Genomic DNA, 25,971 nt, shown 5'->3' with positions numbered 1-25,971 from the left:
CCCGGGGGGCGCCGCAGCGGAGGCGGATTCTCACGTCCTGTACAGACCGCGGCGAAGTCTAGTCCCTGCTCCTGAGAAGACCGAATGCGGCACAGATCACGTTAGGATCACGGCCGATCGGTCTGCGTCGAGAACAGATCGGGCCCCGAAGGGGCATCCACACCAAATGTACCATTCGGGGGATTGCGCCCCAGGTGCCGCCAGGCGGCCTCCGTCGCCACCCGGCCCCGGGGCGTCCGCGCCAGCAGCCCGGCCCGCACCAGGAACGGCTCGCAGACCTCCTCGACCGTGTCCGGTTGCTCCCCCACCGCCACCGCCAGCGTGGAGACGCCGACCGGGCCGCCCCGGAACGAGTCGACGAGCGCCTTGAGCACCGCCCGGTCGAGCCGGTCCAGGCCGAGCGCGTCCACGTCGTAGACGGTGAGCGCGGACCGCGCGGTCTCCAGCGTGACCACGCCGTCGGCCCGGACCTCGGCGTAGTCACGGACCCGACGCAGCAGCCGGTTGGCGATCCGCGGCGTGCCCCGTGACCGGCCGGCGACCTCCGCCGCGCCGTCGGGCGTGATCGGCACGCCGAGGATCCGGGCGGAGCGGTGCAGCAGCGTCTCCAGGTCGGCCGGGGAGTAGAAGTCGAGGTGCGCGACGAAGCCGAACCGGTCGCGCATCGGGCCGGTCAGCAGGCCCGACCGGGTGGTGGCGCCGACCAGCGTGAACGGTTCGACGTCCAGCGGGATGGCGGTCGCGCCCGGGCCCTTGCCCACCACCACGTCGACCCGGAAGTCCTCCATGGCGCTGTAGAGCAGCTCCTCGGCCGGCTTGGCGATCCGGTGGATCTCGTCGATGAACAGCACGTCGCCCTCGGCGAGGCTGGTCAGGATCGCGGCCAGGTCACCGGAACGCTCGATCGCCGGCCCGCTGGTCACCCGGATGCCGGCGCCCAGCTCGGCGGCCACGATGTTGGCCAGGCTGGTCTTCCCGAGGCCGGGCGGGCCCGAGAGCAGGATGTGGTCCGGCGGGGAGCCGCGCCGCATCGCGCCCTGCAGCAGCAGGTCGAGCTGGTCGCGGACCCGGTCCTGGGCGATGAACTCGGCGAGCCGCTTCGGCCGGACACTGGCCTCCGCGTCCAGCTCGGCGTCGCTGACGTACGCCGAGACCAGGTTCTCCGCACTCATCGGGTGCGGCCCAGGAGGCGGATCGCCTGCTTCAGCAGGACCGGCACCGGCGGGGTCTCGCCGTCGACGGTCTCGGCGACCGCGACCACCGCCTGCTCGGCCTGGGCCGCCGACCAGCCGAGCCCGACCAGCGCCTGGCGGACCTGCTCCGGCCAGGCGCCGGCGGTCACCCCGGCCGCGCCGTCCGGGCCGATCGCCACCGGACCGACCCGGTCGCGCAGCTCGAGCACGAGCCGCTCGGCGCCCTTCTTGCCGATCCCCGGCACCCGGGTCAGCGCCGCGGTGTCGGCATTGGCGATCGCCTTGCGGACCGCGTCCGGGGTGTGCACGGCGAGCACCGCCTGGGCCAGCCGGGGACCGACCCCGCTGGCGGTCTGGAGCAGCTCGAACAGCTGCTTGGCGTCGTCGTCGGCGAAGCCGTAGAGGGTGAGCGAGTCCTCCCGGACCACCAGGCTGGTGGCCAGCCGGGCCGGCTGCCCGACCCGCAGGTCGGCGATCGTGCCCGGCGCGCACTGCACGGCGAGGCCGATGCCGCCCACCTCCACCACCGCGTGATCCGGACCGGTCGCGGTCACCGTGCCGCGCACACTCGCGATCATCGTCGCGCCCCTCCTCGTCGGGCCTGGTCGGCGGCGGCGGCCAGCTTGGACCGGGTGCCACCGCGCCAGACGTGGCAGATGGCCAGCGCCAAGGCGTCGGCGGCGTCGGCCGGTTTCGGCGGCTCCGCCAGCCGCAGCAGGCGGGTCACCATGGCGGTCATCTGCTTCTTGTCCGCCTGGCCCGAACCGGTCACCGCCGCCTTCACCTCGCTCGGCGTGTAGGTCTGCACCGGCAGGCCGGCGCGCGCGCCGGCCAGCACCGCGACGCCACTGGCCTGGGCGGTGCCCATCACGGTGCGCACGTTGTGCTGGCTGAACACCCGTTCCACGGCGACCGCGTCGGGCCGGTGCTCGGCGACCAGGTCGGTCAGGGAGCGGTCCAGGTGCAGCAGGCGCAGCGGCAGGTCGTCACCGGGATCGGTGTAGACGACGTAGTAGGCGACCAGCGTGCAGGGGCGACCGGGCACGCCCTCGACCACGCCGACCCCGCATCGGGTCAGCCCCGGGTCGACGCCCAGCACGCGCACGCCGCCTCCTCCCCGAGCCGCCAGCAGTACGTGTGTTCGACACACCCTACTGGTCCGGTCCGACCGGCGGACGGGCGGACACGCCGGGGACGATCGGCACCGGACGCACCACACACGGAAGCGGTCGAGTATGTGTCGCGGCCCCATGTGCCCCGGGCCACCCGCCTCGTAACTTCTTGCGCCATGACGGCAGAACCCGTGGCGGTGCCCCACGTCGTACAGGTCGACCTCTCCGGTCGCCAGGCGTTGGTGACCGGTGGTGGCAGCGGCATCGGACGGGCCTGCGCCCTGCGCCTGGCGGCGGCCGGCGCCTCGGTCGTGGTGGTGGACCGCAACGTGGCGGCGGCGAAGGCCGTGGCCGCCGAGGCCGGTGGCCGGGCCGAGGGGATCGACCTGGCCGACCCGGAGGCGGTGGACCGGCTCGACGTGGACGCCGACATCGTGGTGAACAACGCCGGGTTGCAGCACGTCGCGCCGGTGCAGGAGTTCCCGGTCGAGCGGTTCGAGTACATCCAGCGGGTGATGGTCGAGGCGCCGTTCCTGCTGATCCGCCGGGCGCTGCCCCGGATGTACGCGAACGGCTGGGGCCGGATCGTCAACATCTCCTCCGTGCACGGGCTGCGCGCCTCGCCGTTCAAGGCGGCGTACGTCTCGGCCAAGCACGCCCTCGAAGGGCTGTCCAAGGTGGTCGCCCTGGAGGGCGCCGCGCACGGCGTGACGGCCAACTGCATCAACCCGGCGTACGTGCGGACCGCGCTGGTGGAGAGCCAGATCGCCGACCAGGCGGCCAGCCACGGCATCGGCGAGGACGAGGTGGTGGAGAAGATCATGCTGGCCCGGGCGGCGATCAAGCGGCTGATCGAGCCGGAGGAGGTGGCCGAACTGGTGGCGTACCTGTGCGCGCCGCCGGCCGCGTTCCTCACCGGCGCCTCGATCGCCCTCGACGGGGGCTGGACGGCCAACTAGTGGCGCCGCGCACAATGTCGGTCATGTCGTCGCCGGTGGAGTTCCTGGAACTGCTGGCGCGCGAGGCCGCGGCGGTCGAGTTCGAGGGTCCGCTGGTCGCCGCGCGCGCCGCCGGCCTGCCCGCCGACCGGCTGGCCGAACTGGAGCAGGCGAAGGTGGTGGCGCTACGGGTCCGGGCGCTGCTGGAGCGCCGCCGGCGCCGGGAGACCGAGCTGTCCGGGCTCTACGACACCGCCAGCGACCTGGCCGGCCTGCGCGACCTGGACGACGTGCTCCGCGCCATCGTGCACCGGGCGCGGATCCTGCTCGGCACCGACGTGGCGTACATGACGCTCAACGACGACGAACGCGGCGACACGTACATGCGGGTCACCGACGGGTCCATCTCGGCCCGGTTCCAGCGGCTGCGGCTGGAGATGGGCGACGGGCTGGGCGGTCTGGTGGCGCAGACCGGCACCCCGTACGTCACCTCGAACTACCAGGAGGACGAGCGGTTCCGGCACACCGGGGAGATCGACGGCGGGGTGGGCGAGGAGGGCCTGGTGGCCATCCTGGGCGTGCCGCTGCGGCTCGGCTCCAGCGTGATCGGCGTGCTCTACGCGGCCAACCGCTCGGCCCGCCCGTTCGCCCGGGAGGAGGTGTCGCTGCTGGTGTCGCTGGGGGCGCACGCCGCGGTGGCGATCGACACCGCCCGGCTGCTGGCCGAGACGCGGGCCGCGCTGGCGGAGCTGTCGGCGGCGAACGGCACGATCCGGGCGCACAGCAGCTCGGTGGAGCGGGCCGCCGCCGCGCACGACCGGATGACCGCGCTGGTGGTGCGCGGCGGCGGGATGGAGGACGTGGCGGCCGCGGTGACCGAGGTGCTCGGCGGCGCGCTGCTGGCGTTGGACGCCGAGGGGCGGCGGCTGGCCCGGGTCGGCGAGATCGAGGAGCCGGACCGGGCGGACATCGTGGAGGCGGTCGCCGCGTCGCGCACCGAGGGGCGCAGCGTACGCCGGGGCCCGCTCTGGTACGCCGCAGTGGTGGCCGGCGCGGAGAACCTGGGCGCGCTGGTGCTGCGCCCGGACGACGAGCTGGTCGACGCCGACCAGCGCATCCTGGAGCGCGCCGCGCTGGTGACCGCGCTGCTGCTGCTGTTCCGCCGCACGGTGGCCGAGGCGGAGGGTCGGGTCCGGGGCGAGCTGCTGGACGACCTGATCGCGCGGCCGTTGCGGGACACCGACGCGTTGCGCGGCCGGGCCCGCCGGATCGGGGTGGACCTGGACGCCCCGCACGTGCTGGTGGCGGTCGGCGACGACGCGTTCGCCGAGACCGGTTCGGCCCGGCAGCGGGTGCTCTCCTGGGCCACCACGTACGCCTCGACCCGGAGCGGGCTGGCCGCGGCGCGCGACGGACGGGTGGTGCTGATGCTGCCCGGCCGGGACGCCGGCGGGGCGGCCCGCGCGGTGGCCCGGGACCTGTCCCGGGTGACCGGCCGCCCGGTGACCGCCGGGGCGAGCGGGCCGTCGGCCGGTCCGGCGTCGTTGGCGGTCACGTTCGCCGAGGCGGAGCGCTGCCTGACCGCGCTCGGCGCGCTGGGCCGGGCCGGGCAGGGCGCGAGCACCGCGGAGCTGGGCTTCGTCGGGCTGCTGCTGGGGGCGGTCGGCGACGCCGGCGACCGGGACGTGGCCCGGTTCCTCACCGCCACGGTGGGGCCGGTGGTCGACTACGACGCCCGGCGGGGTACCGCGCTGGTGCGGACGCTGGAGGCGTACTTCGGGGTGGGCGGCAGCCTGGCCCGGGCGGCCGAGCAGTTGCACGTGCACGTCAACACCGTGACGCAGCGGCTGGAGCGGGTCGGGCAGCTCCTGGGCGCCGACTGGCAGCGGCCGGAGCGGGCGCTGGAGGTGCAGCTCGCGTTGCGCCTGCACCGGCTGCGCACCCCGGCCGGCTGACGTCGGCGCGCACCCCTGCCGGCTGACGTCGGCGCGCACCCCTGCCGGCTGACGTCGGCGCGCACCCCTGCCGGCTGACGTCGGCGCGCATCCCGGGCGGCGGGCACGCGGGCCGGCCGGGGTCAGCGGGCGCGCAGGCCGGCCAGGACGGTGTCCACGATCCGCTCGGGCAGGATGCGTTCGTCCAGCTCGGGGTGCCAGTGCAGCATGCGCTGGGTGAGCATCGGCGCGGTGAGCAACGCCATCGCCACCTCGATGTCGAGGTCGGCGCGCAGCTCCCCGCTGTCCATCGCACGGCGCAGCACCTCGCGCATCGCCTGCCGCCGGGGCTCGATGATCGCCTCGTAGGCCTGCCGGTGGGCGGAGCTGCGGCTCACCTCGGGCACCAGGCAGGGCATGATCTTGCGGACCCGGGGGTCGACGTGCTGGCCCACGGCGCCGACCAGCAGCACCAGGTCGTCCCGGACGGAGCGCCCACCGGGGCGGGGCGGGGCGCCCTTGAGACGGCGCAGCGCGTCCAGCAGCAGCGCGTCCTTGCCCGACCAGCGGCGGTAGATGGTGGCCTTGCCGACCCCGGCCCGGGCCGCGATCGCCTCGATGGAGAGCGCCTCGATCGTGCTGCCCTCGGCGAGCAGGTCGAGCGCGGCCTCCACGATCGCCTCGTCGGCGCGGGTGCTCCGCGGTCGACCAGGCGATCGCGGAGCACCCGTCGTGGACGTCATGTCAGACATTGTCCCCGAACCTATGCGGTTCCGGCCAACTCCGGCTCGGTGGCCGGGGCGGTGTCGGGCGCGACGGCCGCCCGGCCCGGCATCCAGCGCACCACGATCACGATGCCGAGCGCCGCCACCAGCGCGGAGACGCCGGCGGCCCAGTGCATCGCGGAGACGAAGGAGTCGTTGGCGGCGTCGATCAGCCGCGGCGCGGCCGGGCCGAGCCGGTCGGCGACCGCGTACGCGCCGGAGACCGACTCCCGGGCCGCGTCGCGGATCGGGGCGGGCAACGCGGACACCGCCGGGTCGATCTGGTCGCGGTAGACCGCGGAGAGCACCGAGCCGAGCACCGCCACGCCGAGCGCGCCGGCCACCTGGCGGACCGTGTTGCTGACCGCCGAGCCCACCCCGGCCTTCTCCCGGGGCAACGCCGACATGATCGACTCGGTGGCCGGCGGCATGATGTTTGCCATTCCGGCGCCCTGCACGAAGCCCACCGCCGAGAAGATCCAGATGGGCGTGTCCGCGTCGATGAACACGAAGGCGGCGAGCGCCACCGTGGTGAGCAGCAGCCCGACCGCGGCGACCGCCCGGCCGCCGTGGCGGCGGACCATCGCGGCGCTGCGCGGCGCGAAGATCAGCTGAGCGGCGGCGAAGGGCAGGAAGAGCAGGCCGCTCTCCAGCGGGCTGTAGCCGCGGACCAGCTGGAGGTAGAACGCGCCGAAGAACATCACGCCCATGGCGGCGAAGAAGACCAGCCCGACCAGCGCCACCGGGGCGGCGAACCGGGGCACCCGGAACAGCCGCACGTCCAGCGACGGGTGGTCGCTGCGCAGCTCGTGGGTGACGAACCAGGCGAGCACCGCGAGCCCGCCGACGATCGTGGCCCAGACCTGCGGCCGGCCGAAGCCGTGCTCACCGCCGTCGATGATGCCGTAGGTGAGGGCGACCAGGCCGACCACGGAGAGCAGCACGCCGAGCACGTCCACCCGGCCGGGGGCGGGGTCGCGGGACTCGGGAACCAGGACCGCCACCAGCACCACGCCGACCGCCACCACCGGCACGTTGATCAGGAAGACCGAGCCCCACCAGAAGTGTTCCAGCAGGAGCCCGCCGAGCACCGGGCCGATGGCCACGGCGAGACCGACCGCGCCGGCCCAGACGCCGATCGCGCGGGCGCGCTCGCGCGGGTCGAAGACGTTGGAGATGATCGAGAGCGTCACCGGCATGATGGCGGCGCCCCCGACGCCCATCAGCGCCCGGGCGCCGATGAGCTGCGCCGGGTCCTGGGCGTACGCGGAGAGCAGCGACGCCAGCCCGAAGAGCGCCAGCCCGAGGATCAGGAAGCGCCGGCGGCCGAACCGGTCGCCGAGCACGCCGAACGTGAAGAGCAGGCCGGCGAAGACCAGCGTGTAGGAGTTGATCGCCCACTCCAGGTCGCCCTGGCTGGCCCCGAGGCCGTGCACCGGGTCGGCGAGCGTGCGCAGGGCGACGTTGAGGATGGTGTTGTCGAGGACGACCACGAGGAGGCTGATCACCAGCACCCCCAGGATCGCCCACCTCCTCGGGTGTCCGGTGTTCTCGTGCGCTTCCATCTGGGTTCTCCCCCCGGCTCACCCGCGTCCGAATACGATACGGGGCAGACTCGTAACGCTGCCGAGCGTAGGTGAGCAGGTTTCGATACGGAACCGGTCCGTATCGAATGTGTGCCAGGTCACGCCGGCACGGCCCCGCCCCCGGTGCGCGGGCCCGCACCGCCCCACGCGCCCCGCCCGCCGCCATGCGCCCGCGCCCGCCCCATGCGCCTGTTTCACGGAAAGAGTGGCCTTCGGGGCCCAGTTAGCCACTATTTCCGTGAAACAGGGCGCCGGGGCGTCGCGGCCCTGGGGGCGGGGGCGCCGGGGCGTCGCGGCCCTGGGGGCGGGGGCGCCGGGGCGTCGCGGCCCTGGGGGCGGGGGCGTGGGGGCCTCAGGCCGGTGGGCCCGCGGCCAGCGCCAGCCGGAGCACCGCGTCACGCACCGGCAGCAGCCACCGGGCCTGGGCGAGCCGCGCCGGCCGCGATCCGCTGGGTGGGCCGGCGGCGGCGCCTGTCGTACGCCCGCAGCGCGGCCGGCAGGTCGTCGGCGTCCCGGACGCAGTCGGCCAGCGCGACCGCGTCGATCAGCGCCTGGCAGGCGCCCTGCCCAAGGTCGGGGGTCATGGCGTGAGCGGCGTCGCCGAGCAGCGCCACCCGGCCGGCCACGTAGGACGGCAGCGGCGTCCGGTCGCGGATCTCGTGCCGCAGGATGCCGGCCGGCGGCCGGCTGATCCGGGAGTTCACCGTCAAGGGCCGGGTGGTGACGCTGGCCCGGTACGCGCTGTTCGTCGAGGCGGCGGTGCGGCCGGCGATCGAGGCCGGCCGGGCCCGGCTGGCCGAGTGGGGGGTGCCGCTGGCCCGGTACGCGCTCGGCTCCACCGATCCCCCGGCCCACTTCCGGAGCCTGCTCGCGCTCGTCGACGGTCTTCTGGGCAACCAGCTCGCCACCCCCGACGACGCGTTCGACCCGGAGTCGGCCGTGGCCGCCCTGCTGCACGGCTTCCACGCCGGCTGAGCGCGCCGACGGGTAGGCGTTAAGCGGGGCCCCCGCCTCTACCAAATGCGTTAAGCGGGGCCCCCTCCTTACAGGCAGGCGGCGGTGGCCTCGGTGAGGGTGGTGAGGCGGCGGGGCGCGGCGGGGCCGGGCGGGAACGGCTCGATCCAGCCCGGCCCGGCGGCGAGCAGGCGGACGTCCGGGACGTCCCGCCGGAGCCGGACCAGGCGGTACGCCCGGCCGGTCACCGGGGTCTGCGACCAGACCACCACCACCCGGGGTCGGACCCGGGCCACGGCGCTGGCCAGCGCCGACCAGGGCAGGGCCGAGCCGAGATGCAGGCAGCCCCGGCCGCGCTCGCGCAGCGCCGCCGCCAGGGCGTGCAGCCCGAGGCAGTGCGTCTCGTGCTCGGCGCCGGCGAGCAGCACCCCCTGGACCGGCAGCGGTCGCGTCGGTTCCCGACGGAAGACGTCCAGCCCGACCCGGACGCCTTCGGACAGGGCGTGCTCCACCGCGATCTCGGCGGCGCTGTCCCCGCGCAACGCGCCCAGCAACGGCAGGCAGACCTGCTCCCAGACCGGCGCGACCCCGACCTCGGCGGCCAGGTCGAGCACCAGCCCGGCGACCTGGTTGTCGTCCAGCTCCTCGGCGGCGGCGAGGAGCCGTTTACGGGCCGACTCGGCGGCCCCGGCCGGCATGTTCTCGGTCAGCAACGGTCGTACCCCCGGGTAGCTCTGCTACCAGGGGGTTCGTCCGGGCGGCCCGATCCGGATGCGCCACCGGGGAATTCATCCGCGCCGGGCGGCTCCCCGACGCCGGAGCAGGTGCGCGACGGTGCCCCACAGACCCCGCCGGAACAGCAGCACGACCAGTACGAAGATGCCGCCGGTGACCAGCCCGATCGCCTCGAACCCGGAGAACGACAGCCAGTCCTCCAACCGCACCACCAGTGCCGCGCCGAGCACGCCGCCCCACAGCGTGCCGATGCCGCCGAGCACCACCACGATGACCGCCTTGCCGGACGTGGTCCAGTGCAGCACGTCCAGCGAGACGAACCGGTGGCCGACCGCGAACAGCCCGCCGCCGAGCCCGGCCAGGAACCCGGAGAGCACGAACGCGGTCAGCTTGTAGCGGTGCACCGGGTAGCCCAGCGCGCGGGCCCGGGCCGGGTTGTCCCGGATGCCGACCAGCACCCGGCCGAACGGCGAGTGCACGATCCGCCAGGCCGCGAGCAGGCCGAGCAGCACGATCGGCAGGATCGCGTAGTAGAAGTAGTAGTCGTCGGTGAGGTCGGCGCCGAAGAACGCGCGCGGCACGCCCTGGAGGCCGTTCTCGCCCTGGGTGACCGAACGCCACTCGTTGGCCACGTAGTAGACCATCTGCGCGAACGCCAACGTGACCATGGCGAAGTAGATGCCGGTGCGCTTCACCGCGAGGTAGCCGATCGGCAGCGCGAGCAGCGCCGCGGCCAGCGCCCCGGCCAGCACCGCGGCCGGGAACGGCAGGCCGGCGTGGATCGCGACCAGCCCGGTGACGTACGCCGAGGTGCCCCAGAACGCGGCGTGCCCGAACGACATCAGGCCGGTGAAGCCGAGCAGCAGGTCCACCGAGACGGCGAAGAGCGCCCAGCACAGGATGTCCACCGCGACGGCCGGGTAGAGCCCGTTGGGCAGCCAGAGCGCGACCAGCAGCCCGGCGGCCAGCAGCGCGTACCGGACCCAGCCGGGTGCCCGCGCGACGGCGAGCAGGCCGGACCGTGGTGCGGGCCTCTCGACCCCGGTGGTGTCCACCGCAGTACTCACGCCGAGCCGACCGGGCATGCCCTCACGGCCCTCGCTCCGCTCGGTGCGTTCGCTCATGCCGAGCCGACCGGGCATGCCCTCACGGCCCTCGCTCCGCTCGGTGCGTTCGCTCATGCCGGCGCCTCCTCACGGCCGAACAGGCCGGCCGGGCGCCACAGCAGCACGGCGGCCATCACCACGAACACGACGGTCTGCGACACGAGCGGGTAGTCGGACAGGTACGCCTCGCCCCACGCCTGGACCAGGCCGATGCCGAAGCCGGCGGCGACCGAGCCGAAGATCGAGCCGAGCCCGCCGATCACCACCACCGCGAAGACCACGATGATCAGGTCGGCGCCCATCAGCGGGTTGACCGCCCGCATCGGGGCGGCGAGCACCCCGGCCAGCCCGGCGAGCGCGATGCCGAAGCCGAACACCGGGGTGACCCACCTCCCCACGTCGATGCCGAACGCCCGGGTCAGCTCCGGCCGCTCGGTGGCGGCCCGGACCACCATGCCGATCCGGGTCCGCCCGAGCACCCACCAGACCGCCACGCACAGCAGCACGGTGAAGCCGAGGATGAACACCCGGTACGTCGGGAAGTCGAACAGCCCGAAGTCGACAGTCCCGCTCAGCTCGGCGGGCGTGGCGTACGGGCTGGACTGCACGCCGTACCGGGACTTGACCAGGTCCTGCAGGATCAGCGTCAGGCCGAAGGTGAGCAGGAAGTTGTAGAGCGGGTCGAGCCGGGTGAGCCGGTGGATCACCGCCCGTTCCAGCGCCATGCCGAGCAGGCCCAGCGCCAGCGGCATGATCACCAGCGCGGCCCAGAACGGCACGCCCGCCTCGGCGAGCAGCACGTACGCCCCGAACGCGCCGAGCATGTAGAACGCGCCGTGGGCGAAGTTCACCACCCGGAGCATGCCGAAGATGACCGCGAGCCCGAGGGCGAGCAGGGCGTAGAACGCCCCGCCCACCAGCCCGTTGAACGTGTTCTGCAGGAAGCCGGACATGTCAGAGCTTGCAGTCGGCCGACGGGGCGCGGAACGCCTCGGCCGCCGGGATGGTCTTGAGGATCTTCACGTAGTCCCAGGGCTCCTTGACCTCGGCCTGCGGCTTCACCTGGGCCAGGTACGCGTCGTGCACGACCCGGTGGTCCTCCGCGCGGATCTTGCCGTTGCGCAGGAAGAGGTCGTTGATCTCCTTGCCCTCCAGTTCCTTGACCACGGCGTCGGCGTCGTCGGTGCCGGCGGCCTGCACCGCCTCCAGGTACTGCATGGCGGCGGAGTAGTTGGCCGCGTGCGCGAACGACGGCCGGGTGCCGGTCTCTTTCTGGAACCGGTCCGCCCACTCCCGGTTCTGCTGGTCGAAGTTCCAGTACCAGGCGTCGGTGTAGGTGGTGCCGGCCAGCGCGGCCGGGGTGAGCGAGTGGATGTCGGTGATGAACATCAGGCCGACGGCCAGCCCGACGCCCTTCTCCCGCAGCTTGAACTCGTTGTACTGCTTCACCACGTTGACCAGCTCGGCGCCGGCCTGCATGGTGCCGAGCACCTGCGGCCTCGGGTTCAGCGTCGGCGCCTTGAGCAGGAACGACGAGTAGTCGCCGCTGGTGTTCGGGAACGGTGCCCCGTCCTTGCCGACGACCTGCCCGCCGGCCGCGCCGATGGCGGCCGTGAAGCTCTTCTCCATGTCCTGCCCGAACGCGTAGTTCGGGTAGAGGATGTACCAGTTCTTGCCGACCTGCTCGGTGGTCACCGTGCCGGTGCCGTGCGCCAGCATGTAGGTGTCGTACGCGTAGTGGAACGTGTACTTGTTGCAGCTCTTGCCGGTCAGGTCCGTGGTCGCCGCGCCGATGTTGAAATAGAGCTTCTTCTTCTCCTTGGCCACGTCGGCGACCTTCAGCGCGGCCGACGAGGTCGGCACGTCCAGGATCGCGTCGACGCCCTTGCGGTCGACCATCTCCTGGGCCTTGCTGTTGGCCACGTCCGGCTTGTTCTGGTGGTCGGCGGTCTCCACGCTGATGTTCTTCGTGACCGCGTCGTCGCCGTGCTTGGCCGTGAAGTCGGCGATGGCCATCTCCACGGCCTTGACCGAGTTCCGCCCGGACAGCTCCGAGTAGGCCCCCGACTGGTCGTTGAGCACGCCCAGCACGATCTTGTCGCCGGTCAGCTTCGAGTCACCGCCGGACTGCGGGCCACCGCCGCCGCAGCCGGCCACCAGCAGCGCCGCCGCCGAGGCGGCGGCCACACCCACGCTCCTCCGCATGGTCATCCCCTTCGTCGCCGCGCGGTCCGCGCGCAGCCAGCCGTCGATTGTCAGATCCCGAGGTACGCCAGCAGTTCGCGTTCCCGCGACCGCACCTCGGCGTTCTCCATCGCCGCCGCGATCCGTCCCTCGGCCAGCAGGTAGTGCCGGTCGGCGACGCCGGTGGCGAAGTGCAGGTTCTGTTCCACCAGCAGCACTGTCACGCCGTGCTGCTTGGCCTCCCGCAGCAGGTCGCCGACCTGCTGGACGAGTCTCGGCGACAGCCCTTCGGTGGGCTCGTCGCAGAGCAGCAGCCGGGCGCCCATGCGCAGCACCCGGGCCAGCGCGAGCATCTGCTGCTCACCGCCGGAGAGCATGGTCGCGGCCGAGTCGCGCCGGGCGTACAGGGCGGGGAACGCCTCGTACACCCGCGCCAGCGGCCACGGGTCGGGACCGACCCGGGGCGGCAGCGTCAGGTTCTCGGTGACCGTGAGCGTGGCGTACGCGCCCCGGTCGTCGGGGACCCAGCCGAGCCCGGCCCGCGCCCGCTTGTACGCCGGCAGCCGGGAGATGTCGCGCCCGTCGAGGCGCACCGCGCCGCGCCGCCCGGGGTGCAGCCCCATCACGGACCGCAGCAGTGTGGACTTGCCGGCGCCGTTGCGCCCGACCAGGGTGACCACCTCGCCGGCGGCCACCTCCAGGCTCACCTCGCGCAGCACCTGGGCCTCGCCGTACCAGGCGGACAGGTTCTCAATGCGCAGCATCGGTGGCTCCCAGGTAGGCGGTGATGACCCGCTCGTCGGCGCGGACCTGCTCGTACGGTCCTTCGACCAGCACCGTGCCGGCCTGGAGGACGGTGACCGTGTCGGCGAGCCGGCCCACCACGCTCATGTTGTGCTCGACCATGACCACGGTCCGTCCGGTGCGGACGGTGGCGATCAGCTCGACGGTGCGGTCGACGTCCTCCAGCCCCATCCCGGCGGTCGGCTCGTCGAGCAGCAGCACCTTCGGGTCCAGGGCCAGCGCGATGGCCAACTCCAGGGCCCGCTTGCGCCCGTACGCGAGCGCCTCGGCCGGGGCCTCGGCGAGGTCGGCGAGACCGACCATGGCCAGCAGTTCGTCGGCCCGCTCCCGGTAGCGGCCCAGCAGCTTCGCCGACCGCCAGAACCGCCAGCCCAGCCCGCTGGGCGACTGGAGCGCCAACTCCACGTGCTCCCGTGCGCCGAGCTGCGGGAAGAGGCTGGTGATCTGGAACGACCGGGCCACGCCGAGCCGGGCCACCCGCTCCGGGGGCAGCCCGGTGACGTCCCGGCCGTCCAGCTCGATCCGCCCGCCGCTGGGCGTCAGGAAGCCGGTGAGCAGGTTGAACAGGGTGGTCTTGCCGGCGCCGTTCGGGCCCACCAGGGCGTGCACGGTGCCCGGCGCCACGTCCAGATCGACGCGATCGACGGCCCGGAAACCCCGGAAGTCCCGGGTCAGCCCACGGGCCGACAGGATCGCTTGCCCGACCATCGCCGCACCCTCCGCAGGTCCACCCGCCACGGCCAGGTCGGTGACCGGGGTCACAGGGCCGTCGCGTGCAGGAAACCTACGGGGCGTCGAATGGGTCGAACCATGTCGATGCGCCACACATTCCCCCCGCGCGGCACGGGGCGGACCTCCACAGGCGCCGGGCGTTCCCGACCCATCGGCAGTCGTCGACATGTGGCCCGGCACCGTGCCCGGCGACCGGGCGGCGGGCTCACCGCCTGGTGGCGTAACTCGACGTCGGCCTGCGGCGGCTGCTCGACGGCGTCGCGGTGCTGGTCGAGGCCGGGCTCAGTCCGGGAACGTGACCACCCAGCGGGCGCCCTCGCCGCGGGCCAGCCGGTCCAGCGCGGCGGGCGCCTCGTCCAGCGACACCGTGCCGCTGACCAGCGGCGCCAGGTCGAGGTCGCCGGCGGCGAGCGCGGCGGCCAGCTCCGGCACCTCCCGATCCGGGTCGGTCGAGCCGTAGACCGAGGAGCGCAACGTGCGCGCCGAGTGGAAGATGTCCAGCGCGGAGAGGCTGAGCAGGTCGTCCCGGCCGCCCATGCCGACCACGGTGACCGCTCCCCCGCGCCGGGTCGCCCGCCAGGCGGCGCGGATGGTGGCGGCCCGGCCCACGCACTCGAACGCGTGGTCCACGCCGCGCCCGTCGGTACGGGCCCGGATCTGCTTGCCGAGCGTGTCGTCGGAGCGCAGGAAGTCGGTGGCGCCGGCGGCCAGCGCCAGCTCCCGCTTGGCCGCCACCACGTCGACGGCGAGGATCGGCGACGCGCCGGCCCGGCGGGCGGCGGTGAGCACGGCCAGCCCGACGCCGCCCAGCCCGATCACCGCGACCGACTCGCCGGCGGTGACCCCTGCGGTGTTGCGGACCGCGCCGGTGCCGGTGAGCACCGCGCACCCCAGCAGCGCCGCCTGGGCCGGCGGCAGCCCGGCCGGCACCGGCACAGCCGCCCGTTCCGGCACCACCACCTCCTCGGCGAGCGCGCCGAGGCCGAGCGTGACCTGCACCGGCTCCCCGGCGGCGGTCTCGCCGCGCGGCACCGAGGGGGCACTGTTCGCGGCACAGAGCCAGGGCTCGCCGTGCCGGCAGTGCCAGCAGTCGCGGCAGGCGGGCGCCCAGTTGAGCACCACCGGCGTGCCCACGGCCAGCGTGGTGCCCGGCCCGGCCTCGGCCACCACGCCGGTCGCCTCGTGCCCCAGCACCAGCGGGTACCCGGGGGTCAGCGTGCCGTTCACCATGGCCAGGTCGGAGTGGCAGAGGCCGGCGGCGCGGATCCGGACCCGCAGCTCCCCCGGGCCGGGCGCGGGCAGGCGTACCTCCTCGACGGCCGGGGTCTCGCCCTGGCCGCGTACCACGAGCGCCCTCATCGCCGGCTCGCCGCCAGCTCGATGCACAGCTCCATGACGTCCTTCCGGGCGGAGACCAGCGGTGGGAATGGGGACGCTACCCGAGCGCTAGTTTGGGACCCGACGCCGACCCGAGGAGGCACCGTGGACTTCGCCCTGTCCGACGAGGAACGCGCGATCCGGGACACCGTCCGCGCGTTCGTCACCCGCGAGGTGATGCCGCTGGAGGCGGAGCTGCTACGCCGCGAACGCGCCCACCGGCCCGGCCTGGACCGCGCCGAGCTGCGCGAGCTCCAGCTCAAGGCGAAGACGTTCGGTTTCTGGGGGCTGGCCACCCCGGAGGAGTACGGCGGGATGGCGCTGCCGGCGGTCACGCAGTCGCTGATCTGGACCGAGCTGGGGCGCAGCTTCGTGCCGTTCCGCTTCGGCGGCGAGGCCGACAACATCCTGTTCCACGCCACCGAGGAGCAGCAGCGGGAGTTCCTGCTCCCCACCATCGCCGGGGACCGGATCTCCTGCTTCGCCATCACCGAGCCGGGGGCCGGCTCGGACGCGGCGAACATCAAGCTGCGCGCCCGACGCGACGGCGACGACTGGATCCTCGACGGCGAGAAGACGTTCATCACCAACGGCAACGACGCCGACTTCGCCATCGTGGTGGCGGTGACCGACCCGGAGAAGGGCGCCCGGCACGGCGGCGCCACCGCGTTCCTGGTCGACCGCGCGATGGGCTGGCGGTCGGAGTTCATCCAGACCATGGGCGAGGGCGGCCCCGCCGCGCTCGTGTTCGACGGCGTACGGGTGCCGCACCGCAACATCCTCGGCGAGATCGGGCAGGGCTTCACGCTGGGCATGGAGTGGATCGGCAAGGGCCGCTACACCATCCCCTCGCACGCGGTCGGCATCGCCGAGCGGGCCCTCCAGATGGCGATCGACCACGCCAACACGCGGGAGACGTTCGGCGCGCCGATCGCCACCAACCAGGCCATCCAGTGGATGATCGCCGACTCGGAGACCGAGCTGGAGGCCGCCCGCTGGCTGATCCTGCGCTCGGCCTGGACGGTCGACCAAGGGCTGGACCCCCGGCATGCCTCCTCGATGGGCAAGCTCTACGGCGCCGGCATGGTCAACCGGGTGGTGGACCGGGTGCTCCAGATCCACGGCGGCATGGGCTACACCCGGGAGCTACCGATCGAGCGCTGGTACCGGCAGGTGCGCCTGTACCGGATCTTCGAGGGCACCGACGAGATGCAGCGGCTGATCATCGCGCGGGACCTGCTGCGCGGCTACACAAAGATCGGCGGCCACCTGACCTGAGTCAGAGTGTCCGGACCCTGACGGAGGGCAACCGGAGACGCTCGCGACACGTGTCTCCGGCACAACCACCGTCAGGCAGAAAGGACGCTCATGCGCACTCGAACCAGAGCCCTCGTGACGGCGATGGCCGTCGTCACGTTCGGCACTCTCGCGATGTCGGCCGGACCGGCGTCGGCCAGCGTCAGCCAGGGGTACATCGCGGGCTCCGGCACCTGGACCGACGACTGGGGGGACGAGGGTCCCGTCTCCGCGTCGACGCGCTCGCACAGCAACGTCGTCGCCATGTGGCAGATGATCCTGTGGGCCGACGGGTATCTCGCCCGCTCCGACGTCGACTGCCGGTTCGGGCCGGCGACGACGGCCGCCACCAAGCAGTGGCAGAGCGACCGAGGTCTCGTCAGCGACGGCGTCGTCGGCTCCAAGACGCTGACCAGGGCGGCGACCCGCCTCGGCGTCTGGGAGGGCGAGGGGTGGTTCTACTACGACGGCGTCGGCAGCAGGCTCTTCCACCTCGGGCGCCGAGCGGACGGCCGGTGGGACATGACCCTCGGTCCCGGCCTCGAATGGCGGCTGCTCTCCTACACGTCGGCGAACATCTGCTCCTGAGCTTGGGAGGAACGGCCGGCGTGCCCGGAGTGGCACGCCGGCCGCCCCGCCTGGTCAGTCGGTCAGCGCCTCGACCGCCCGGTCCACGTCCGCCTCGGTGGTGTAGAGGTGGAACGAGGCGCGCACCCGGCCGGCCCGCACCGCCGCCCGCACCCCGGCCCGGGCCAGCTTCTCCTGCGCGTCCGGCACCTCGACGGTGACGATCGCGCTGTCGCCGGGCGGTCGCCCCAGCCCGGCCAGGAACCGGTTGGCCAGCGCCACGTCGTGGTCGCGCACCGCCACCGGGTCGAGTTCGGCGAGCAGCTCCAGCGCCGGGGCCGCGCCGGCGTAGCAGAGCCAGGACGGGGAGATGTCGAACCGGCGGGCGTCGTCGGCCAGCCGCAGCGGCAGGCCGTAGAACGAGGCGCTCGGGTCGCGGCCGGCGTACCAACCGGCGGCGTCGGCACGCATCCGCTCGCGCAGCGCCGGCGCCAGGTAGGCGAAGGCCGCACCGCGCGGTGCCATCAACCACTTGTACGCCCCCACCAGCACCGCGTCCGCCCGGTCCGCCGCGAACGGCAGCCACCCGCAGGCCTGGGTGGCGTCGACCACCACGAGCGCGTCGTGCGCCCGGGCCGCCGCGACGATCTCGTCGTACGGGGCGACCGTGCCGTCGGCGGACTGCACCAGGCTGAACGCCACCAGGTCGGTCCCGGCGTCGATGGCGTCGACCAGGCCGTCGAGCGGGACGGTGCGCACCCGCACGCCGCGCTCCTCCTGCACCAACCAGGGGAACAGGATCGAGGTGAACTCGACCTCGGGCACCACCACCGTGGCGCCCGGCGGCAGCGCCGCCGCGATCGGCGCCGCCAACTGGGAGACGGCCGCGCCGATGCTCACGTCGGCCGCGTCCACGCCGACCAGCCGGGCGAACGCGGCCCGGGAACGCCCGACCGACTCGTCCCACACCTCGAACGACACCCGCCCGGTCCGCCAGTCGGCGAGCACCTGCTGCATCGCCGTCCACACCGGATCGGGCGGCAGCCCGTAGGTGGCGGTGTTCAGCCAGCCCGGCTCCGGTTGCCACAACTTCCGTGCCTGCTCCAGCTCCATGCCACCGACGCTAACCACCCGCACCGCCCACCCGACACCGCCAATCCCACCCCCGTGGCCCGTGGCCCACCCTCACTCGCCGATCTTGCGGTTTCGGCCCCCGTGTCGCGCGGTTTCGCCCGCTTCGCCCGGGCACCAAGTGCATGATCGTCGAGGCTGGTCGTGGCAGGCCGAGCCGACCAGACTGAGCCGCTCAGACGCAGCAGCAGCGCGCCACGCCGGGCAGAGCCGAGCGGCCCGGACCAATCCCGAGCGAGCGGCACGAGCCGGGCCGCAGGACCGGCCGGAACGGGACGGGGTCAGGCGGTGGAGCCGGCGAGGGGCCGGTCGGCGCCGGGCGGGGTCCCGGTCTCGGCGGGGCGCTCGTCGTCGTCCTCGTCGAGCATGCTGCTCTCGTCGAACGGCCGGTCGCCGGACAGCACGGCGCGGGCCTGGTCCCGGTCGAACTCCCCGGTCCAGGTGCCGACCAGCACGGTCGCCACGGCATTGCCGGCGAAGTTGGTCAACGCCCGGGCCTCGGACATGAACCGGTCGATGCCGACGATCAGGCCGACGCCGTCGACCAGGTCCGGCCGGTGCGACTGGAGACCACCGGCCAGCGTGGCCAGCCCGGCGCCGGTCACCCCGGCCGCGCCCTTGGACGCGATCACCATGAACACCAGCAGCGAGATCTGTTCCCCGACCGCGAGCGGCTTGCCCAGCGCGTCGGCCACGAAGAGCGAGGCCATGGTCAGGTAGATCGCGGTGCCGTCGAGGTTGAACGAGTAGCCGGTGGGGACGGTGATGCCGACCACCGGCCGGCTGACCCCGGCGTGCTCCATCTTCGCGATCAGCCGGGGCAGCGCCGACTCCGACGACGAGGTGGAGAGGATCAGCAGGAACTCCCGGCCCAGGTAACGCAGCAGCGAGAAGATCGAGATCCCGGCGATCAGGCGCAGCAGCAGGCCCAGCACCACGATCACGAAGATCAGGCAGGTGGCGTAGAAGCCGAGCATGATCTGGGCCAGGCTCTTCAGGGCGTCCACGCCGGTGGCGCCGACCACCGCCGCCATCGCCCCGAACGCGCCGATCGGCGCCAGCCACATGATCATCGCCAGCACCTTGAAGACCAGGCGCTGGAGCACGCCGATCGCCCGCAGCACCGGCTCGCCCCGACTGCCCAGGCTCTGCACCGCAAAGCCGACCAGCAGCGCGACCAGCAGCGTCTGCAACACCTCGCCCTCGGTCAGCGCGGAGACCAGCGTGGTCGGGATGATCCCGAGCAGGAAGTCGACCGTGCCGGCGCTCTCCTCACCGGCCGCGGACCGGCCGGCGTCGGCCACGTCCGGGCCCAGGTCGAGGCCGGAGCCGGGGTGGATGAGGTTGCCGACCACCAGGCCGATCGCCAGCGCCACCGTGGACATGACCAGGAAGTAGCCGAGCGCAAGGCCACCGACCTTGCCGACCTTGGCCGCCTGCCGGACCGAACCGACGCCGAGCACGATGGTGCAGAAGATGACCGGGCTGATCATCATCTTGATCAGGTTGACGAAGCCGGTGCCCAGCGGTTTCAGCGCCTTGCCGACGTCGGGGGCGACGAGGCCGACCACGATGCCGGCGACGACGGCGACGATGACCGCCAGGTAGAGGTACCGGGTGCGGTCGCGGCGGGCGGGCCGAGCGTCCTCGGGCGCGGAGGTGGTGGTGTCCATGTCCATACTGTGAGGCAGGTCTCAGCGAACCGCACGAGGGGCGGGCAGGTCCGTGAGCGCGGCGGCCATCTCCGCCCGGACCCGGGGCAGTGGCCACGTGGCCAGTTCCGGCAGGCCGTGCCGCTGGCGAAGTCGGCGCACCGCCGCCAGCCCGACCAGGTAGCCGCAGCGCCGGGGCAGGTCACCACGCAACGACGAGTCCCGCATGAGGAAGTAGGCGGCGTGGTGGTCCGGGTCGGTGGCGTCGAGGTCGGCGCGGACCCGCCCGAGGATCTCCGACCACCGGCGGCGGCACTCGTCCAGCCAGGCCCGATGGCCCGGCCGGCCGAACCAGAGGTACGCCTCGAGCGGCCGGCCGCTGTCGACCTCCGCGGTGACCTGGGTGGCCAACCCTTCGGCGAAGAGCTGGTTCGCCACCCCGTGCGACGGCCAGTCGCGGATGCCGGCCCGCCGGTCGTGCACCACGTGCGCGACTTCATGGCGCACCAGCAGCCCACCGTCGTCCTCCGGGCCCAGCATCTCCACGGCGAGGAAGAGCGCGTACCGGCCGCCCAGGTCGGCGACCCAGCCGTTGGCCCGGTGCGGGCCGACCAGCACCACGCACTCGACCGGTCCGCCCTCGCCCGACCAGCCCAGCGCGCCGGCCGCGTCCGCGACGCCGGCGGGCAGCAGATCGCGTACCGCCTCGGCGCGTGCGGCCAGGTCGGCGACCCGGTCGCGAAGGCCGTCCACGGCGGCGGTCACGGTCGCCGGGTCGGACCAGTCGCCGTCGCGGTCCACCGCCCGGAACACCTCCGGGTGCCGGGCGAGGTAGCGGGACCGCCACCGGTCCGGCCAGCGGTCGGCGGGGACGGACCGGCACTCCGTCAGGCAGGCCAGCGCGTCGGGCACCAGGTCACGTACGTGCAGCAGGTCGGCGCTCGGCATCCTCCCGATGCTGCCCGATCACGGCCCGCCCCGCACGGTCGGCTCACGTTGGCGGGGCCCAGCACGCTCCTCAGGTCGAGTACCGGCCGGTGTGAGCCGACTGCCGCGACCGGGACCGGGGCAGCCCTACCGGAGGTTCCCGGTGTGCCCGAGCGAGTAGCGGCCGGGCTGCGGCCAGATGGTCAGGCCGTGCGGTCCCCGGCCGACCGGTATGCGGGCCAGCAGCTTGCCGGTCTCCGTGCTCAGCACGTACACCTCGTCGTGGTAGCGCCCGGAGAGCCAGAGTTGCTTGCCGTCCGCGGAGAGGCCGCCCATGTCCGGACTGCCGCCGCCGGGGATCCGCCAGGTCGTCCTCGTCTTCAGGCCGGCCAGATCGAGTACGGTCACGCTGCCCTCGTCCCGGTTGGTGACGTAGGCGAGCTTCGCGTCGCGGCTGAAGTAGATGCCGTGGGCGCCCCGGCCGGTGCGGATGAACCGGGTCTGCCGGGTGGCCCCGCCGTCGAAGACGTACACGCCGTTGGCGCGCATGTCCGCGACCAGGAAGTGCTGGCCGTCGGGGGTGAGCCGGGTGTCCTGGGGCATACCGTCGGCCGTCTCGGTGAGCCGGAAGTCGCGCAGCTTGCGGAGGCTGGCGGTGTCCAGCACCAGCATCCGGTTGGCGAACTCGCAGCTGAACAGCATTGTCTTTCCGTCGGCGGAGTAGTCCATGTGGTTGATGCCGCCGCACTCGGGGAAGCGGACCGACCTCACCCGCTGCCAGGTCTTCACGTCGTAGAAGTCCAGCCGCTGGTACGCCTCGGCGACCACGATCGCCTGCTCGCCGTCGGGCGTGAAGTAGAGGTTGTAGACGTCTTCGAGCTTCCGGAACGAGCCCGGCTCGCCGGTCCGCGCGTCGATCGGGACCAGGCCGCCCCGGGGGATCTGACTGGATGCCACGTAGAGGGTGCGCAGGTCGTAGGAGGGCACCACGTGCTGCGGCTCGGGACCGCCCGGGAACTTGTCCACCACCTGGTAGGTCGCGGGGTCGATCACCCAGACGTCGTTGCTCTTGGTGTTCGGCACGTAGACCAGCGCCCGATCGCCGCGGACCTGGGCGGCGAGCTGGCCGGGGCCGGCCGCCGCGTACACGTTTCCGGCCGCCGGGTACGTCGGCATGCCCGCCACCAGCGGCCCGAACGTCCCCACCGGCGAGGCGGCGGCGGACGGGCTGGTCAGCGCCTCAGTATCGGGTGCCCGGTCGGTGCAGGCGACGAGCCCGGCCGACAGGAACAGGACCGGCGCGGCGGCAAGCAACTGACGGCGGGACATTAGCCCACAATAACGGACAAATACCCATCGAGATGCCGGCCCTCCGGTCAGCTCACGTTGGCCGGGCCCAGGACGCTCTTCAGGTCGCCCATCAGCGCGGTGGTCGCGGCGACCCGGAACGGCCCGAGACGCAGCGTGGTGACCTTGCCGCCGTTGAGCAGCTTGACGTGCACCTCGGTGTCGCCGGGGTGCAGCACCAGCGTCTCCTTGAGCCGCTCGACCAGCGGCGGGGTGCAGCGGTGCACCGGGATGGTCAGCGTGACCGGCTTGTTCGCCGGGTTGCTGGTGACGTCCGGCATGGACATGTCCATCGCCATGATCCGGGGGGTGTCGTCGCGGCGGTCCACCCGGCCCTTGACCACCACGATGGCGTCCTCGGCGATGTACTGCCCGATCACCTCGTAGGTGTTGGGGAAGAACAGCGTCTCGACGCCGCCGGCGAGGTCCTCGAGCGTGGCCGACGCCCAGGCCCGGCCCTGCTTGGTGACCCGGCGCTGCACGCCGGAGAGGATGCCGGCGAGCGTGACCACCGCGCCGTCGGGCACGGTGCCCTCCTCGGAGAGCGCGGCGATCGTGGTGTCGGCCGCCGCGCCGAGCACGTGTTCCAGGCCGAACAGCGGGTGGTCGGAGACGTACAGGCCGAGCATCTCGCGCTCGAACGCGAGCTTGTCGCGCTTGTCCCACTCGCTGTCGGCGATGACCGGCATGACGGTGGTGCTGCCGCCGGCGTCCGCGTCGCCGAAGCCGGCGCCGAACAGGTCGTACTGGCCGACCGCCTCCTTGCGCTTGACGTCGGCGTACGCGTCGATGGCGTCGGCGTGCACGGCCAGCAGGGCCTTGCGCGGGTGGCCGAGCGAGTCGAACGCGCCGGCCTTGATCAGCGATTCGATGGTCTTCTTGTTGCAGGCCACCGCGTCGACCTTGGACAGGAAGTCGTAGAAGTCGGCGTACTCGCCCTTCTCCTCGCGGCACCGCATGATCGAGGCGACCACGTTCGCGCCGACGTTGCGGACCGCGCCGAGGCCGAAGCGGATCTCCTTGCCGACCGGGGTGAACGGGCCGGCGGAGGTGTTCACGTCCGGCGGCAGGACCTGGATCCGCATCCGGCGGCACTCGGACAGGTAGAGCGCCATCTTGTCCTTGTCGTCGCCGACGGAGGTGAGCAGCGCCGCCATGTATTCCGCCGGGTAGTGCGCCTTCAGGTAGGCGGTCCAGTACGACACCAGACCGTACGCGGCGGAGTGGGCCTTGTTGAACGCGTAGCCGGCGAACGGGACCAGGACGTCCCACACCGCCTGGATGGCCTCGTCGGAGTAGCCGCGCTCGCGGCAGCCGTCCCGGAACGGGACGAACTCCTTGTCCAGGATCTCCTTCTTCTTCTTGCCCATCGCGCGGCGCAGCAGGTCGGCCTGGCCGAGCGTGTAGCCGGCGAGGATCTGCGCGGCGCGCTGCACCTGCTCCTGGTAGACGATCAGGCCGTGGGTGGGGGCGAGGATCTCGCGCAGCGGCTCCTCCAGCTCCGGGTGGATCGGGGTGATCTCCTGGAGGCCGTTCTTGCGCAGCGCGTAGTTGGTGTGCGAGTCCACGCCCATCGGGCCGGGCCGGTAGAGCGCCAGCACGGCGGAGATGTCCTCGAAGTTGTCCGGCTTCATCAGCCGCAGCAGCGAACGCATCGGCCCGCCGTCGAGCTGGAACACGCCGAGCGTGTCGCCGCGAGCGAGCAGCTCGTACGCCGGTTTGTCGTCCAGCGGCAGGCCGAGCAGGTCCAGCTCCCGGCCGTGGTTGAGCTGGATGTTCTTGACCGCGTCGTCGATGATGGTCAGGTTGCGCAGGCCGAGGAAGTCCATCTTCAGCAGCCCGAGCGACTCGCACGTCGGGTAGTCGAACTGCGTGATGATGACGCCGTCGGCGTCGCGTCGCATCAGCGGGATGTGCTCGATGATCGGCTCGGCGGACATGATGACGCCGGCCGCGTGCACACCGGTCTGCCGGATCAGGCCCTCGATGCCCTTCGCGGTCTCGATGACCTTCTTGACGTCCGGGTCGGTCTCGTAGAGGCCGCGGATCTCACCCGCCTCGGCGTAGCGCGGGTGCTTCGGGTCGAAGATGCCGGAGAGCGGGATGTCCTTGCCCATCACGGCCGGGGGCATGGCCTTGGTGATCCGGTCGCCGACCGCGTACGGGAAGCCCAGCACCCGGGCCGAGTCCTTGATCGCGGCCTTCGCCTTGATCGTGCCGAACGTGGCGATCTGCGCGACCTTGTCCTCGCCCCACTTGTCGGTCACGTACTTGATGACCTCGCCGCGTCGGCGCTCGTCGAAGTCGATGTCGACGTCCGGCATCGAGACGCGCTCCGGGTTGAGGAACCGCTCGAAGATCAGGCCGTGCGGGATCGGGTCGAGGTCGGTGATGCCCAACGCGTACGCGACGAGCGAGCCGGCCGCCGAGCCACGACCCGGGCCGACCGCGATGCCCTGGTTCTTCGCCCACTGGATGAAGTCGGCGACCACGAGGAAGTAGGACGGGAAGCCCATCTGGATGATGACGCCCAGCTCGTACTCGGCCTGGACGACGTGGCGTTCCGGGATGCCGTTCGGGAAGCGGCGCTTGAGCCCGGCGAACGTCTCCTTGCGGAACCAGGACTCCTCGGTCTCGCCGTCCGGGACCGGGAACCGCGGCATCAGGTTGTGGAACGTGAACATGCCGGTCGGGTCGACCTTCTCGGCCACCAGCAGCGTGTTGCGGCAGCCCTGCTGCCACAGCTCGGACGAGTCGACCGCGCGCATCTGGTCGGCGGACTTGACGAAGTAGCCGCCGCCCTCGAAGCGGAACCGGTTGGGGTCGGCGACGTTGCTGCCGGTCTGCACGCAGAGCAGCACGTCGTGCGCCTCGGCCTGCGCCTCGTGGGTGTAGTGCGAGTCGTTGGTGACCACCGGCGGGATGTCGAGCTTGTGGGCGATCTCGGTGAGCCCGTCGCGGACCCGGCGCTCGATGTCGAGGCCGTGGTCCATGATCTCCAGGAAGTAGTTCTCCTTACCGAAGATGTCCTGGTAGGCGGCGGCGACCTTGAGCGCCTCGTCGAACTGGCCGAGTCGCAGCCGGGTCTGCACCGCGCCGGACGGGCAGCCGGTGGTGGCCATGATCCCCTCGGCGTGCTCGGCGATCAGCTCCATGTCCATCCGGGGCCACTTGACGTAGTGGCCCTCCATCGACGCGCGGGAGTTGAGCCGGAACATGTTGTGCAGGCCGGTGCGGTTCGCCGCCCACATGGTCATGTGGGTGATGGCGCCGTTGCCGGAGACGTCGTCGCTCTTCTGCTCGGGACGCCCCCACTTGACCCGCGCCTTGTGGAAGCGCGACTCCGGCGCGACGTACGCCTCGACGCCGAGGATGGGCTTGACGCCGGCGGCCATCGCCTGCTTGTAGAAGTCGTTCGCGCCGTGCATGTTGCCGTGGTCGGTGATCGCCACGGCCGGCATGCCGAGCCGCGCCGCCTCGGCGAACAGGTCCTTGAGGCGGGCCGCACCGTCGAGCATCGAGTACTCGGTGTGTACGTGCAGATGCGCGAACGAATCGCCCATGCGTGGCGCCCCCCGGGTTGTGGATCAAGCTGCGTCGGAGTCGACCGACCCACCCTACCGAGGTGATCT

At 72.8% G+C, this 25,971-nt stretch carries 23 protein-coding genes; 5 read left to right on the top strand and 18 right to left on the bottom strand.

Features of this window, described 5'->3' with window-relative positions:
* Positions 1–107: 107 nt before the first annotated feature.
* From ruvB to ruvC, 3 genes are read right to left on the bottom strand one after another with little or no spacing between them, the layout of a single operon-like run.
* Positions 108–1,172: a Holliday junction branch migration DNA helicase RuvB gene (gene ruvB, locus ACH495_RS15980; protein ID WP_396858470.1), complete on the bottom strand. Its 1,065-nt coding sequence runs from the start codon at positions 1,170–1,172 to the stop codon at positions 108–110.
* Positions 1,169–1,771, bottom strand: coding sequence for a Holliday junction branch migration protein RuvA (ruvA, locus tag ACH495_RS15975; RefSeq protein WP_396858469.1), 603 nt, complete (start codon positions 1,769–1,771; stop codon positions 1,169–1,171). The genes ruvB and ruvA overlap by 4 nt, the downstream gene beginning before the upstream one ends.
* Positions 1,768–2,298 carry a crossover junction endodeoxyribonuclease RuvC gene (ruvC, locus tag ACH495_RS15970; protein WP_396858468.1) on the bottom strand — a complete coding sequence of 177 codons (531 nt, stop codon included), beginning with the start codon at positions 2,296–2,298 and terminating at the stop codon, positions 1,768–1,770. Before ruvC ends, ruvA begins: the two co-directional genes overlap by 4 nt.
* Positions 2,299–2,481: 183 nt before the next feature.
* Between ruvC and ACH495_RS15965 the strand changes: the two genes are divergently transcribed.
* Both ACH495_RS15965 and ACH495_RS15960 read left to right on the top strand, forming a co-directional pair.
* Complete coding sequence (locus ACH495_RS15965; protein WP_396858467.1) at positions 2,482–3,264, top strand: 3-hydroxybutyrate dehydrogenase; 783 nt, start codon at positions 2,482–2,484, stop codon at positions 3,262–3,264.
* Positions 3,265–3,278: 14 nt separating this feature from the next.
* Complete coding sequence (locus tag ACH495_RS15960) at positions 3,279–5,198, top strand: helix-turn-helix domain-containing protein (protein WP_396858466.1); 1,920 nt, start codon at positions 3,279–3,281, stop codon at positions 5,196–5,198.
* 122 nt (positions 5,199–5,320) lie between these two features.
* Here the strand turns inward: ACH495_RS15960 and ACH495_RS15955 are convergent, their stop codons facing one another.
* The 3 genes from ACH495_RS15955 to ACH495_RS15945 form a co-directional block, all read right to left on the bottom strand.
* Positions 5,321–5,929, bottom strand: a complete 609-nt coding sequence (locus ACH495_RS15955) for a TetR/AcrR family transcriptional regulator (RefSeq protein WP_396858465.1) — start codon at positions 5,927–5,929, stop codon at positions 5,321–5,323.
* Between the two features lie 11 nt (positions 5,930–5,940).
* The gene (locus ACH495_RS15950; protein ID WP_396858464.1) at positions 5,941–7,506 is read right to left on the bottom strand and encodes an MFS transporter; all 1,566 of its coding nucleotides are present in this window, start codon (positions 7,504–7,506) and stop codon (positions 5,941–5,943) included.
* Positions 7,507–7,922: 416 nt separating this feature from the next.
* A complete protein-coding gene (locus tag ACH495_RS15945; RefSeq protein WP_396858580.1) occupies positions 7,923–8,231 on the bottom strand; it encodes an FAD-dependent monooxygenase in 309 nt (102 codons plus the stop codon).
* On the opposite strand from ACH495_RS15945, the gene ACH495_RS15940 reads away from it, so the two are divergent.
* Positions 8,197–8,502 (top strand): hypothetical protein, encoded by a 306-nt coding sequence (locus tag ACH495_RS15940; protein WP_396858463.1) that lies wholly within the window; start codon positions 8,197–8,199, stop codon positions 8,500–8,502. The two genes, ACH495_RS15945 and ACH495_RS15940, sit on opposite strands and share 35 nt — an antisense overlap.
* Positions 8,503–8,570: 68 nt before the next feature.
* Here the strand turns inward: ACH495_RS15940 and ACH495_RS15935 are convergent, their stop codons facing one another.
* The 7 genes from ACH495_RS15935 to ACH495_RS15905 all read right to left on the bottom strand — a co-directional run bounded on the left by ACH495_RS15935 (position 8,571) and on the right by ACH495_RS15905 (position 15,401).
* The gene (locus tag ACH495_RS15935; protein ID WP_396858462.1) at positions 8,571–9,194 is read right to left on the bottom strand and encodes a transcriptional regulator; all 624 of its coding nucleotides are present in this window, start codon (positions 9,192–9,194) and stop codon (positions 8,571–8,573) included.
* 75 nt (positions 9,195–9,269) lie between these two features.
* Entirely contained in the window at positions 9,270–10,301 is a 1,032-nt protein-coding gene (locus ACH495_RS15930; protein ID WP_396858579.1) for a branched-chain amino acid ABC transporter permease, read from the bottom strand.
* Positions 10,302–10,393: 92 nt separating this feature from the next.
* Positions 10,394–11,275, bottom strand: coding sequence for a branched-chain amino acid ABC transporter permease (locus tag ACH495_RS15925; protein ID WP_396858461.1), 882 nt, complete (start codon positions 11,273–11,275; stop codon positions 10,394–10,396).
* A 1-nt stretch (position 11,276) separates the two neighbouring features.
* Complete coding sequence (locus tag ACH495_RS15920; protein ID WP_396858460.1) at positions 11,277–12,533, bottom strand: ABC transporter substrate-binding protein; 1,257 nt, start codon at positions 12,531–12,533, stop codon at positions 11,277–11,279.
* Between the two features lie 44 nt (positions 12,534–12,577).
* The gene (locus ACH495_RS15915) at positions 12,578–13,270 is read right to left on the bottom strand and encodes an ABC transporter ATP-binding protein (RefSeq protein WP_396858459.1); all 693 of its coding nucleotides are present in this window, start codon (positions 13,268–13,270) and stop codon (positions 12,578–12,580) included.
* Entirely contained in the window at positions 13,257–14,018 is a 762-nt protein-coding gene (locus ACH495_RS15910; protein ID WP_396858458.1) for an ABC transporter ATP-binding protein, read from the bottom strand. Before ACH495_RS15910 ends, ACH495_RS15915 begins: the two co-directional genes overlap by 14 nt.
* 306 nt (positions 14,019–14,324) lie before the next feature.
* Positions 14,325–15,401, bottom strand: a complete 1,077-nt coding sequence (locus ACH495_RS15905; RefSeq protein WP_396858457.1) for an alcohol dehydrogenase catalytic domain-containing protein — start codon at positions 15,399–15,401, stop codon at positions 14,325–14,327.
* 123 nt (positions 15,402–15,524) lie between these two features.
* On the opposite strand from ACH495_RS15905, the gene ACH495_RS15900 reads away from it, so the two are divergent.
* Entirely contained in the window at positions 15,525–16,697 is a 1,173-nt protein-coding gene (locus ACH495_RS15900) for an acyl-CoA dehydrogenase family protein (protein WP_396858456.1), read from the top strand.
* Positions 16,698–16,787: 90 nt separating this feature from the next.
* Positions 16,788–17,303, top strand: coding sequence for a peptidoglycan-binding protein (locus ACH495_RS15895; protein WP_396858455.1), 516 nt, complete (start codon positions 16,788–16,790; stop codon positions 17,301–17,303).
* 54 nt (positions 17,304–17,357) lie between these two features.
* Here the strand turns inward: ACH495_RS15895 and ACH495_RS15890 are convergent, their stop codons facing one another.
* From ACH495_RS15890 to dnaE, 5 genes are all read right to left on the bottom strand, one after another.
* Positions 17,358–18,395, bottom strand: coding sequence for an aminotransferase class V-fold PLP-dependent enzyme (locus ACH495_RS15890; protein ID WP_396858454.1), 1,038 nt, complete (start codon positions 18,393–18,395; stop codon positions 17,358–17,360).
* 299 nt (positions 18,396–18,694) lie between these two features.
* Positions 18,695–20,086: a cation:dicarboxylate symporter family transporter gene (locus tag ACH495_RS15885; protein WP_396858453.1), complete on the bottom strand. Its 1,392-nt coding sequence runs from the start codon at positions 20,084–20,086 to the stop codon at positions 18,695–18,697.
* A gap of 21 nt (positions 20,087–20,107) precedes the next feature.
* Entirely contained in the window at positions 20,108–21,013 is a 906-nt protein-coding gene (locus tag ACH495_RS15880) for a hypothetical protein (protein WP_396858452.1), read from the bottom strand.
* Between the two features lie 126 nt (positions 21,014–21,139).
* A complete protein-coding gene (locus tag ACH495_RS15875; protein ID WP_396858451.1) occupies positions 21,140–22,321 on the bottom strand; it encodes a YncE family protein in 1,182 nt (393 codons plus the stop codon).
* Between the two features lie 47 nt (positions 22,322–22,368).
* Positions 22,369–25,902: a DNA polymerase III subunit alpha gene (dnaE, locus tag ACH495_RS15870; RefSeq protein WP_396858450.1), complete on the bottom strand. Its 3,534-nt coding sequence runs from the start codon at positions 25,900–25,902 to the stop codon at positions 22,369–22,371.
* Between the last annotated feature and the right edge of the window lie 69 nt (positions 25,903–25,971).

The sequence above is a fragment of the Micromonospora sp. NPDC018662 genome (assembly GCF_044391475.1).
GTDB lineage: Bacteria > Actinomycetota > Actinomycetes > Mycobacteriales > Micromonosporaceae > Micromonospora.
The sequence above is the reverse complement of the archived record's forward strand: the minus strand, read 5'-3'. Positions and strand labels throughout refer to the sequence as shown.

Coding starts and splice junctions, on each gene's coding strand:
- ACH495_RS15950 (WP_396858464.1), bottom strand. CDS start 7,506: ATGGAAGCGCACGAGAACACCGGACACCCGAGGAGGTGGGCGATCCTG.
- ACH495_RS15955 (WP_396858465.1), bottom strand. CDS start 5,929: ATGTCTGACATGACGTCCACGACGGGTGCTCCGCGATCGCCTGGTCGA.
- ACH495_RS15885 (WP_396858453.1), bottom strand. CDS start 20,086: ATGGACACCACCACCTCCGCGCCCGAGGACGCTCGGCCCGCCCGCCGC.
- ACH495_RS15890 (WP_396858454.1), bottom strand. CDS start 18,395: ATGGAGCTGGAGCAGGCACGGAAGTTGTGGCAACCGGAGCCGGGCTGG.
- ACH495_RS15880 (WP_396858452.1), bottom strand. CDS start 21,013: ATGCCGAGCGCCGACCTGCTGCACGTACGTGACCTGGTGCCCGACGCG.
- ACH495_RS15925 (WP_396858461.1), bottom strand. CDS start 11,275: ATGTCCGGCTTCCTGCAGAACACGTTCAACGGGCTGGTGGGCGGGGCG.
- ACH495_RS15915 (WP_396858459.1), bottom strand. CDS start 13,270: ATGCTGCGCATTGAGAACCTGTCCGCCTGGTACGGCGAGGCCCAGGTG.
- ACH495_RS15965 (WP_396858467.1), top strand. CDS start 2,482: ATGACGGCAGAACCCGTGGCGGTGCCCCACGTCGTACAGGTCGACCTC.
- ruvB (WP_396858470.1), bottom strand. CDS start 1,172: ATGAGTGCGGAGAACCTGGTCTCGGCGTACGTCAGCGACGCCGAGCTG.
- ACH495_RS15920 (WP_396858460.1), bottom strand. CDS start 12,533: ATGACCATGCGGAGGAGCGTGGGTGTGGCCGCCGCCTCGGCGGCGGCG.
- ACH495_RS15895 (WP_396858455.1), top strand. CDS start 16,788: ATGCGCACTCGAACCAGAGCCCTCGTGACGGCGATGGCCGTCGTCACG.
- ruvA (WP_396858469.1), bottom strand. CDS start 1,771: ATGATCGCGAGTGTGCGCGGCACGGTGACCGCGACCGGTCCGGATCAC.
- ACH495_RS15905 (WP_396858457.1), bottom strand. CDS start 15,401: ATGAGGGCGCTCGTGGTACGCGGCCAGGGCGAGACCCCGGCCGTCGAG.
- ACH495_RS15875 (WP_396858451.1), bottom strand. CDS start 22,321: ATGTCCCGCCGTCAGTTGCTTGCCGCCGCGCCGGTCCTGTTCCTGTCG.
- ACH495_RS15930 (WP_396858579.1), bottom strand. CDS start 10,301: ATGCCCGGTCGGCTCGGCGTGAGTACTGCGGTGGACACCACCGGGGTC.
- dnaE (WP_396858450.1), bottom strand. CDS start 25,902: ATGGGCGATTCGTTCGCGCATCTGCACGTACACACCGAGTACTCGATG.
- ACH495_RS15960 (WP_396858466.1), top strand. CDS start 3,279: ATGTCGGTCATGTCGTCGCCGGTGGAGTTCCTGGAACTGCTGGCGCGC.
- ACH495_RS15940 (WP_396858463.1), top strand. CDS start 8,197: ATGCCGGCCGGCGGCCGGCTGATCCGGGAGTTCACCGTCAAGGGCCGG.
- ACH495_RS15910 (WP_396858458.1), bottom strand. CDS start 14,018: ATGGTCGGGCAAGCGATCCTGTCGGCCCGTGGGCTGACCCGGGACTTC.